Raw genomic sequence first — 9,309 nt, 5'->3', positions numbered from 1 at the left:
GATAATTGACCACTGTTACATTTGGTAAATCGAGGAGTTGATCAAAATTTATCCACATAACCCACCTCCTGTTCTGTGTTACTATTATACCATGCTCACACAGAACCTAGAAGAGCCGCATCTTCTTCAGTAAACACATCAAATAGTGGAGGTGTACCATAGATATCATTTACTGTTCCTCGTTCAAGAATAATATTGTAGGTTTTTGAGATACCCGTACTTGGCAAAGTAAAAGACACTCCATTTACACCTTTGATTACACCAGGACTTGAAAATACAAGTTCAACGGCCTGACTTGGTAAACTAACAATACAGGTTGTTATCCCTACCGTAGCAATAGGTACAGAGAACAGGGCGCAAAAACGAAGAAACTTCATAAAAAAACTCTATCAGTAAAATAATTAATGAAAGTGTAAATAAATCAAAATTTACTTTCAAGACCCATAAAAGCCCTATAAAGAAATATAAAGACACCAAATTTGCATTTTGCGCTATAATATCAGGCAATCCTGACTTAACTCCCTGTTTAAAATCATCCTATGAACTCATTCGATATTCAATCTTTTATAATAACTATTGATGAGCTTGTTTTCTCCCATACAGGAGAGCATTTAGACGATCTTCAGCATGAAATCTTAGAGGGAGTCGTCAATCATCAAAAATACGCCGAAATCGCCCAAAAAAATCATCTTTCTCAGAAATATATCAAGGAAACAGCAGGTAAGTTATGGAAAACCTTATCAGAAATATTAGGAGAGGAAGTCAGCAAGGCTAACATTAAATCTAGTTTACAAAGATATTATCATTCTAATTTTTCTAATGTTATCAATAGTATTCAAATTAACAAGGGTAATATCTGTACAGGGCTATCAGAAAAGGAATTAAAGCAGTCTAATATTTATCAACAAGCTAAATTAGAAACCATCCCCGAATTAATCAAAGAGGGATTAACTGTGGAACAAATTGCTAGAGCTTTAAAACTTCCCTTAGACTTGGTGCGATCGCAATTAGAAGAATTTGAGTAAGTCCCCGGCAACATCACTTATAATATAGTTATCTTATTATTACCCTGAGCCAATATGAAAGTAAATGTTATTTTAGAACCAAGCGAGGAAGGAGATTATAATCTTTCTGTTCCTTCTCTCCCCGGTTGTATTAGTGAAGGACATAATCTCGAAAAAGCTTTGAGCAATATTCAAGAAGGTATGGAACTTTGTCTCGAATTAGAGGAAAAAGAACGACGAATTGCAGAAGGGACTTATACGATAAGCGATTTTAACCAAAAAACTCAACAAGCTATTCAGAATATTGAAGAACAAAAAACCTTAACTGTTGTCAAAGATCAAGTTGAACTGTATCAGCAGCTAGGAATTTATCGCTAACCTTATTATCTGATGTCATTAATCTCTAGAGTCAGCGATTCCCTCTGTAGTCATGTTTTTGCTGGTTTTCTGCGCCGAAACCAACTATAATGCTCGAAAGGTGAAAAGGGACTAAAAGCGCTGATTGAGTTAATCCGCGATGGTAAGGTGAGTCTGCGCTATCTAGTCTCGTCGGGGGCTTTGGCTACTGGGGTTGAGATAAACTAGATTTAATAACTGAAAATCCGGGGTAATCACTCATGTTACAATCCCTAAAAATTGAAGGCTTTCGCGGGTTTCAGAATTTTGAGATGGCCAATCTTGGTCGAATTAATCTCTTAGTAGGTAAAAATAATAGCGGTAAAACTTCTATTTTAGAAGCGATTCAGTTTTTGTATGCTCAGAATAATATAGATATATTTCTTGAAACTATTAGCTATAGAGGTGAGTTTGGTTGGTCAGAAAGTAATCTACCTAGTCCCACTAAAGTTTTTGCAATTTGTAATTTATTTCATGGGCATGAAATCATCCCAAGTAAAAAAATTATCATCAGTGGATATGGCAAATCCTGTCTAGCAAGTGTTACCATTTCTGTTGAAAGCATTCCTATACAACTATCTTTATTTTCAGACAAAAATGATGATCTAAATCAAAATAATGATCACAATTTCGACAATGAGGAATGGGGTAAACTTCTTTTAAGTATTGGATGGATTGGCTCACAAAAACCTATTGAAATGGAACTTCTTGCCAACGGTACTCTTGCCAGAGATTCCATAAGAAGAATAGCTAGTTTAAGCAGAATTTCCCATAAAATAGGTATTGATAATAAAATTGAATTGAAGTTCTTAACACCATTTTCTCTAACAAGTTCTGATATGGCAGCACTTTTTGATAACATTGTTCTCTCTCCTTTAGAAGATTTAATTATTGAATCTTTGAAAATTATTGAGCCAAAAATTGAAAGGATAGCCAGTGTTGGTTCTGGCAAGTATTTAACTTCAAATAACCTAGGTGTTAGAGGTGGGTTTTTAATCAAAATTAAAAATCATGATCAACCTATCCCTATTGGCAGTTTAGGCGATGGAATTTGGCGAATGTTAGGATTAGTTTTAGCGATGGTTAATCTTGAAAATGGAATTTTATTAGTTGATGAAATTGATAGCGGATTGCATTTTACTGTCATGACTGATATGTGGAAAGTAGTCTGGGAAACCGCCAAAAAACTCAATATTCAGGTATTTGCCACCACTCACAGCCGCGATTGTTGGCAAAGTTTAGCCGAATTAATTACCGAAGAAAAAATTGCTGATAATGATATTACTATTCAAAGGATAGATAGGGACAAGGAAAAAGCAGTTTCCTTTAATACTAGACAAATTTACCTCGCTTCTGAAAGAGATATTGAGGTTCGCTAAAAATGCCCAGAATACATCCTAAAAAACTCTTGGTAGAGGGAAGAGAAGAAATGAGAGTGATTCCCGAATTAGCAGAAGCCCATGGCATCTCTTGGGGAGAGAAAAAAGACACAGCTATTATCTATATTAAACCGGCCGATGGTATTGAGAATTTACTCGATAGGGATAATATTTACAATGAAATCAATGATAGGGGACTAACTCATTTAGGAATTGTCATAGATGCGGACGAAGAACCTGATAATCGTTGGAAAAGTTTGTATAATGCCTGTTTACCAAATATACCTAGCTTACCTCAAAATTTGCCAGCAGAGGGATTAATTATAACTCTAGAATCGGGGATAAAATTCGGTGTGTGGATGATGCCAGATAATCAATCTAGAGGGATGTTAGAGACTTTTTTAGCCTATTTAGTTCCCGATAATAATCTTTGGCAATATACACAAAACAAGGTGATAGAGGCAAAACAACAAGGGGCAACCTATAGAGATTATCATCTAGATAAGGCTAATATTCATACCTATTTAGCTTGGCAAGATCCGCCGGGGAAACAACTTCACGATGCAGTAAAACAAAGAATACTTAATCAATCCCATCCCCAATCAGCAAATTTTTTGAGATGGTTACAGGAGTTATATGAGATTTGAGAGAAGTATGGATCGAAATAGGAATGACAGCCCCATAATATTTCTCCATGCTTTGTTAAATAAAGCCTCTTTCAAAAAGACTTAAATTAATCGTGCCGCGGGGGTTTATTGGTCGCAGAACCCGCCGGAACGACCTTGGAGGTGGGGGGGATACCCTTGAGGGAAATGAGCGTATTCATCACCGTTTTTGCCACAGGAGCGGCAACAGTGGAGCCAAAAGTATTCGCACCCTTGGGTTCATCCACCACCACCAAAACCACATAACGGGGCGATTCGATCGGTAAAATCGCCACAAAACTGGTAATTTTAGCGTTAGGTAGATAACCCCCCGTCGGACTAGCTTTTTGTGCGGTTCCCGTTTTGCCTCCGATGCGATAACCGGGGATTTGGGCCGCTACCCCCGTCCCCTTGCTGACAACGGTTTCCATCATTTCCACCACTTGCCGGGCCACGGTGGGAGAAAAGACTTTTTTGCTGGGATAATCGGGCTGCCAGTGCAAACGGCCGCGGTCGTCGGCTAATCCTTTGATCACATGGGGAGTTACTAAGGTGCCACCATTGGCCAGCGCACCGTGCAACTGTACTAATTTTAAAGGCGTTAGGGATAAACCTTGACCAAAGGAAGCGGTGGCCGATTCAATGGCATTATCCAGAAATTCTTGTTCGGGTTTGAGATATCCTGCCACTTCTCCGGGTAAATCTACACCAACCCTTTGATTTATTTCCAATCCTAATAAACTTTTATAGAAATCAACTCGCCCCATTTTTTGGGCAATTTGCACCATGGCCACGTTACTAGAGGTTTGCAGAACTCTGGCCATATCTAGCGCCCCATAACCCTGTTTAGAGGCATTTTTAATCGTCCAGGGACCGACAGTAATTGCCCCCGGATCATTGACTACCGTACTAGCTTTAATTGCCCCCGCTTCCATGGCCAGGGCGACAATAATTGGTTTAAAAGTTGACCCCGGTTCGTACTGATCGGCTACGGTCCAATTTTTAAATAGAGCCACATGGGCTTTATAATATTCATTGGGGTTAAAAGTTGGCTCACAAACTAGGGCTAAAAGAGAACCATCAAGGGAGTCCATAACGATGACGGCTCCCCGTTTAGCATTAAATTTCTTTAGCTGTTCTCGTAGGGCCGTCCTGGCGGCTCTTTGTAGTTTTAAATCGAGGGTTACTTCTAACTGTAATTCATCAAATTGAAAGATACCATCGGGAACAAAAGCGGGTAAAATTCGCCCGTCTCCCATGCGTCTTGTATTGACAGAAAAAGGATCTCTTTCTAATAACTGACTGGAACCTCTCTCTAATCCTGCTTGACCACGATGTTCTTTATCTACATAGCCAATCACGTCGGCTGCCACATCGTCTTGGGGATAATAACGAGCGTACTTTTCCTCTAATTCTACACCGTCAAGAGATAATTGTTTTAATCCCCTAGCCACGGATTCGGTTAATTGATTGGCTAAACGAATTCCTGTTTCTTTTTCTTTAAATTTTTGAATCAGTTGATTAGTGGGAATATTTAATAAAGGAGCTAATTTATCAGCCACTTCTGCCGGCGGAATAGCAAACAGTTTTGGGTGTACATAAAGAGTATAAATCAAGCGATCGGTCGCCAAAACATTACCATTACTATCGACGATCGCCCGTCGGGGAATATAGGGTCTAATACTGGTAGTTTGCTGTTGTCTGGCTCTTTTTTGCAATTCCTGTCCTTGGACTATTTGTAATTGGTACAATCGCCAAGCTAAACCCACAATACCCATGACTAAAATCAACCACACCGCCACCAATCGCCCGTTACTCAAAGGCAATTTTTTAAACTGTTGTTGCCGTTTTTTGGCGTTTAAATAGGACTTTCTGTCCCGGATACTGCCAGAGGGCGATCGAGTTTTTTTACCTCTAAATCTGGGTCTTTTTGTGTCAGTCATGAGCAGTATCTTTCAGTTATCAGTGAGCAGTAAGCAGTGAACAGTAAGCAGTAAGCAGTAAGCAGTAAGCAGTAAACAGTAATCAGTAAACAGTAATCAGTAAAAAGACAGTAGGAAACTTCTATTTAATACTGCACACTTAAAAACTCACATCTGATAACTGTTAACTTACCCACTGATAACTGTTAACTGATAACTGTTAATAGGCACTTCTCGGTCGAGAATTGACGGTAGATTGGGGTTGAGAAGCGGTGGACGGTTTCAGGTTCGGGGCAGATTTACGCTGTAAAAAGATAGTTTGGAAGGGTTGGGGATGAGTTAATCCGGTTTCGGGTTTTTCTGCTTGTTGAGCTAGTTGATGTTTAAGGGTTTCATTGGTGGACAAAAGATGGCGCTCGTGACGTTGCAGTGTTTCCAGTTTACCAAATTCTTTGTCCCAAACCTTGGGAATATATACCGTCCAAGCATATATTCCCAGAGTCGAACCCAACAGACAAAAAGTAATCACGGCCACTATTCTTTCTAGGAGGCAAAGGGAACGTAATTGACGCGAGGCTAATTGTTTTTGTGTCGGGGCCACGGGAACTCTCGCAACCGATTTAGTCGTCGGTTTGACGGTGGCAGTCGGGGAGGATTGAGTAACTGGTTTAGTAGTGGGGTTGGGGGAAGTTATCCGCGACTGGGGACGACGTTGACTCCCTTGGCTTTTTTGACGAGGAACGGGAACGGGAACATAGGACTTATGGGCAGCAGACATGATTTTCTCTCAATATTTCTAGCTAGTTGTCGTTGTCAAAAATTAAGTTTCTAAAATTAGGAGTCGGTCATCAGTAGTCAGTAGGAAATATTTAATTGATAACTGTTGCCTTTTTTCCTTTTTCCTTTAAAATCACTGTTCTAGTTCTAGACGTAAACGATATAAAATAGTTTGCGGATGAACTTGAGCGAGAATTTGATTGATCACCGTACTCGGTCCGGATGCCCCCCAACTACAACCGCGTTCTAGATAGATTTTAGCGGCTTTCCCGATGATATAGGTTCCATAAGCGGCAATTGCTCCCTGTAGGAGAGCGGTGCTACCGTAGAGGGTTAAAGAGGTGGGATTTTCAAAAATACTCGCCGCTGCCGCTGCCGTTTTGCCCAAACCGATAATCACAGTGCTGAGGATTTCCCCCACCAGCAACCCCGCACTACTCAAAAGTAGAGTCCGCCAGAGTTGACCAGCTTGGTGACTGGTAATCGGCAAGCCGTACAAACGAGCTAAAGCCCGAACTAGAGTCAAATCGACGATTGAAGCCCCTAGTAAGTCGAAAATAGCGATCGGATTGGCCGCAATCGCTAAAGCCTTATATTTCGCGTATTGCCAGATAATTTCCTCCGCTTGACTGTCCCGCAGTTCTAGGGTTTTTCTAGCGATATTTTCCTCCGCTTCTTGACCTTGCACTAAAGCATTTAGGGACAGCAGCGATCGCCCTTCCCGATTTAAAATCGTTAAGAGTTTATCTTGCAGCTCCTCAATTTGGGGGGGAGGGGTTTCCCACTCAGTCACCACGCGCCCATCGGGGTATTCCACCCGGACGGGAATCGGTTGCGGTTCGGCGGCTACCATAACTATCTCATCGCTAGTTAACAAATCTTCTAACGTTTTTTCGTCCCGATTGGTTCCTAATCTCTGTAACTGCTGAAAAATCTGGCGGCGATCAGCTTCCGGATAGAGATCAATCTTATTAAACACCAAAATGAGCGGTTTTTTGGCCCGGCGCAATTCTGCCAAGGACTCGTATTCAGTCCGGGTAATATCCCCCGCGACGATAAATAAAATTAAATCGGCACTTTTAGCGACTTCTCTGGCCATATTCGCCCGCGCTTCCCCTTCAATCTCATCCAATCCGGGGGTATCGATTAATTCTATCTGGATTTTACCCGTGGCTGGTGTCCAGCGCACCGATCGCGGCCAGCGTGTAACCCCGTGCAGGGGTCCAGTTGTCAGGACTTTTTGACCGACTAAAGCGTTTACCACCGAGGATTTACCGCGACTGACTAACCCGAAGGCTGCCACCCGAATCACCGTTTCATCCAGTTTATCCAAGGCCGATTTTAGGGACTGCAAATCCTGTTTAACGGCGGCCTGAAGTTGGGGATCGGGGGGATAATTCCAATGGCGGCGAAAACTGGCATACCAAGTTAAGGCCTGTTGTAAACTAGCCTTAGCCTGATTGTAATGAGTTTCCTCGAGCGATGGGGTCTTGGTCACGGTTGATTTTCTTTACTGTTTATTGATGCTGCTGCCTTTATTGTAGAGTTTCGGGGCGGTAACTGAGACGCGCTTATTTGGGTTTAGGGGAAGACTTTTCAGTAATCAGTGAAAAGAAATTAGCGAAGTTTTCAACTAAAACCCTAACACCTAACATCCCACTCCGCCAATCCCAATTGCCCCAATAGCTGAAGGATAGTTTTTCCAGTGACCGGATCTCGCCAATCGGGGGCAATTTCTGCCAGGGGAAGCAGCACGAAGGCGCGTTCTCGGCAGCGGGGATGGGGTATCTGTAATTCGGGCGTTTCTAAGATCAGGTCATCATAAAATATTAAGTCTAAATCGAGGGTACGCGGTCCCCATCTTTCCCGTCGGACTCTCCCGAATAACTGCTCGATTTCTAATAATTTATGCAGTAAATCTAAGGGCGATAAATCCACTTGCACAATGGCGCAACCGTTGAGATAGTCAGGCTGAGGAGGACCCACGGCTGTGGTTTGATACCATTGGGAATGAGCTTCTAGTTTAATTCCTTTGACTCGCTCTAATTCCCCTAAAGCTTGCCCTAAAATTGTCCCTGAATCCCCTAAATTACCGCCCAAAGCGATCGCTGCTCGCTTCATCCCCATCCTTCCTCCACAATAATCTCGGCTAATTCCCCCGTCGCCCCCAAAGATTTACCTAAAGATATATTGACATTTGGATGCTTTTGTGATAGTTCAAAAACTTGGGCTTCGATTGCGGCGGTAATTCCACCAGCAAAGAGGAAATAGGGCAGTATAGCAATTGTTTGGCTACCTTGAGCGATTAAACTCTCGATTTGTTGGGATAAACGCGGTTCTATCGACCAATAAGCTGTAATTGCCCCAAAAAACGCCGCTAGATTTTCCACCTCCCGATTACCCCCGGGGCGACGACTACCGTGGGACAGTAAAATGCGGTCTTGGGGGCTTAAATCAGCAAATTGTCGCGATAACAGCGATTTTATGCCCTGATAACTGCCTAAATGGGGCTTTAACTCTAGCTCAATCGGCGATCGCACTTTGGCCACGGCCGCGGGAATATCTTCTTTAACGTGAACCCCCGACAGGAGAAACAGGGGGATAATCTGCAACCGGCTACATCCTTGGCTTTGTGCTTGTTGGGCAAAAGCTTCTATTTGTTGATGGAGAGGTGTTATCACTAATTCTAGGGCGGCAGTCCCTACTAATACCCGATTATCTGCTTCTAGAACCGCTAGAGATGGGCTAAACTCCGATTTACTCCCTAATCTTTCGGCGGGTTGACTAATTTTTTCTTGAACTAAGGCTGCTAATCGTGTCACCGCCATGGCTGGACGCGGATCGCGACTACCGTGGAAAACCAATAAGTAGGCTGAGGAGGTCTTCAAAGAAATCTTGCCAAAATAGTTTAGTTTTAGCCTAATACATTTTCTCTCCCTTTAGGCATAAATGCCCCTGATATTCTCAATTTAGCTGGTAAGCGGGAAAACGTCCCCATTGGTGGGAAGTGCTACCATTTTACGCAATGTAAAGTGTGAGCAAATCAGCCCGCCGGCTTGAGTTAGCCTAGGGAGCATCCCAATTTTGCAATAAGTATAAATGCTTAGAGACTAAAAACGTTAGCTAAGGCAAAATAAAGAGAAACAATTAAACGGTAGAATCATGAATACAGACCAAAAAGAACAAC

The 9,309-nt window shown here is 42.1% G+C and carries 10 protein-coding genes and 1 pseudogene; 5 read left to right on the top strand and 6 right to left on the bottom strand.

Annotated elements, in window-relative coordinates:
* Positions 1–95 precede the first annotated feature (95 nt).
* Positions 96–377 (bottom strand): hypothetical protein, encoded by a 282-nt coding sequence (locus tag EWV84_RS04390; protein WP_287076696.1) that lies wholly within the window; start codon positions 375–377, stop codon positions 96–98.
* A gap of 162 nt (positions 378–539) precedes the next feature.
* On the opposite strand from EWV84_RS04390, the gene EWV84_RS04385 reads away from it, so the two are divergent.
* From EWV84_RS04385 to EWV84_RS04370, 5 genes and pseudogenes are all read left to right on the top strand, one after another.
* Positions 540–1,025, top strand: a complete 486-nt coding sequence (locus tag EWV84_RS04385) for a helix-turn-helix domain-containing protein (RefSeq protein WP_287076695.1) — start codon at positions 540–542, stop codon at positions 1,023–1,025.
* A 54-nt stretch (positions 1,026–1,079) separates the two neighbouring features.
* The gene (locus tag EWV84_RS04380; RefSeq protein ID WP_287076693.1) at positions 1,080–1,382 is read left to right on the top strand and encodes a type II toxin-antitoxin system HicB family antitoxin; all 303 of its coding nucleotides are present in this window, start codon (positions 1,080–1,082) and stop codon (positions 1,380–1,382) included.
* Positions 1,383–1,487: 105 nt separating this feature from the next.
* Positions 1,488–1,577 (top strand): annotated as a pseudogene (locus tag EWV84_RS22780) (divergent PAP2 family protein); the annotation flags it as partial.
* Between the two features lie 44 nt (positions 1,578–1,621).
* Positions 1,622–2,779 carry an AAA family ATPase gene (locus EWV84_RS04375; protein ID WP_287076691.1) on the top strand — a complete coding sequence of 386 codons (1,158 nt, stop codon included), beginning with the start codon at positions 1,622–1,624 and terminating at the stop codon, positions 2,777–2,779.
* Positions 2,780–2,781: 2 nt separating this feature from the next.
* Complete coding sequence (locus EWV84_RS04370; RefSeq protein WP_287076689.1) at positions 2,782–3,426, top strand: DUF3226 domain-containing protein; 645 nt, start codon at positions 2,782–2,784, stop codon at positions 3,424–3,426.
* 86 nt (positions 3,427–3,512) lie between these two features.
* Here EWV84_RS04370 and EWV84_RS04365 read toward each other — a convergent pair whose 3' ends face one another.
* The 5 genes from EWV84_RS04365 to EWV84_RS04345 all read right to left on the bottom strand — a co-directional run bounded on the left by EWV84_RS04365 (position 3,513) and on the right by EWV84_RS04345 (position 9,010).
* On the bottom strand, positions 3,513–5,366 hold the full coding sequence (locus tag EWV84_RS04365) for a peptidoglycan D,D-transpeptidase FtsI family protein (RefSeq protein ID WP_287076687.1): 1,854 nt from the start codon (positions 5,364–5,366) through the stop codon (positions 3,513–3,515).
* A 199-nt stretch (positions 5,367–5,565) separates the two neighbouring features.
* Entirely contained in the window at positions 5,566–6,123 is a 558-nt protein-coding gene (locus EWV84_RS04360; protein ID WP_287076685.1) for a hypothetical protein, read from the bottom strand.
* Between the two features lie 132 nt (positions 6,124–6,255).
* A complete protein-coding gene (locus tag EWV84_RS04355; protein WP_287076683.1) occupies positions 6,256–7,620 on the bottom strand; it encodes a GTP-binding protein in 1,365 nt (454 codons plus the stop codon).
* A gap of 143 nt (positions 7,621–7,763) precedes the next feature.
* A complete protein-coding gene (gene folK, locus EWV84_RS04350) occupies positions 7,764–8,243 on the bottom strand; it encodes a 2-amino-4-hydroxy-6-hydroxymethyldihydropteridine diphosphokinase (RefSeq protein ID WP_287076682.1) in 480 nt (159 codons plus the stop codon).
* A complete protein-coding gene (locus tag EWV84_RS04345; RefSeq protein ID WP_502705757.1) occupies positions 8,240–9,010 on the bottom strand; it encodes a sirohydrochlorin chelatase in 771 nt (256 codons plus the stop codon). The genes folK and EWV84_RS04345 overlap by 4 nt, the downstream gene beginning before the upstream one ends.
* Positions 9,011–9,309: the final 299 nt, after the last annotated feature.

It is taken from the genome of Microcystis sp. M_QC_C_20170808_M3Col (genome assembly GCF_007095505.1).
Taxonomy (GTDB): Bacteria; Cyanobacteriota; Cyanobacteriia; order Cyanobacteriales; family Microcystaceae; genus Microcystis.
This window is presented reverse-complemented; position numbering and strand designations above follow the sequence as displayed.

Excerpts from the sequence above, each read along its gene's own strand:
- EWV84_RS04390 (WP_287076696.1), bottom strand. The coding sequence starts at position 377 with ATGAAGTTTCTTCGTTTTTGCGCCCTGTTCTCTGTACCTATTGCTACG.
- EWV84_RS04385 (WP_287076695.1), top strand. The coding sequence starts at position 540 with ATGAACTCATTCGATATTCAATCTTTTATAATAACTATTGATGAGCTT.
- EWV84_RS04380 (WP_287076693.1), top strand. The coding sequence starts at position 1,080 with ATGAAAGTAAATGTTATTTTAGAACCAAGCGAGGAAGGAGATTATAAT.
- EWV84_RS04375 (WP_287076691.1), top strand. The coding sequence starts at position 1,622 with ATGTTACAATCCCTAAAAATTGAAGGCTTTCGCGGGTTTCAGAATTTT.
- EWV84_RS04370 (WP_287076689.1), top strand. The coding sequence starts at position 2,782 with ATGCCCAGAATACATCCTAAAAAACTCTTGGTAGAGGGAAGAGAAGAA.
- EWV84_RS04365 (WP_287076687.1), bottom strand. The coding sequence starts at position 5,366 with ATGACTGACACAAAAAGACCCAGATTTAGAGGTAAAAAAACTCGATCG.
- EWV84_RS04360 (WP_287076685.1), bottom strand. The coding sequence starts at position 6,123 with ATGTCTGCTGCCCATAAGTCCTATGTTCCCGTTCCCGTTCCTCGTCAA.
- folK (WP_287076682.1), bottom strand. The coding sequence starts at position 8,243 with ATGAAGCGAGCAGCGATCGCTTTGGGCGGTAATTTAGGGGATTCAGGG.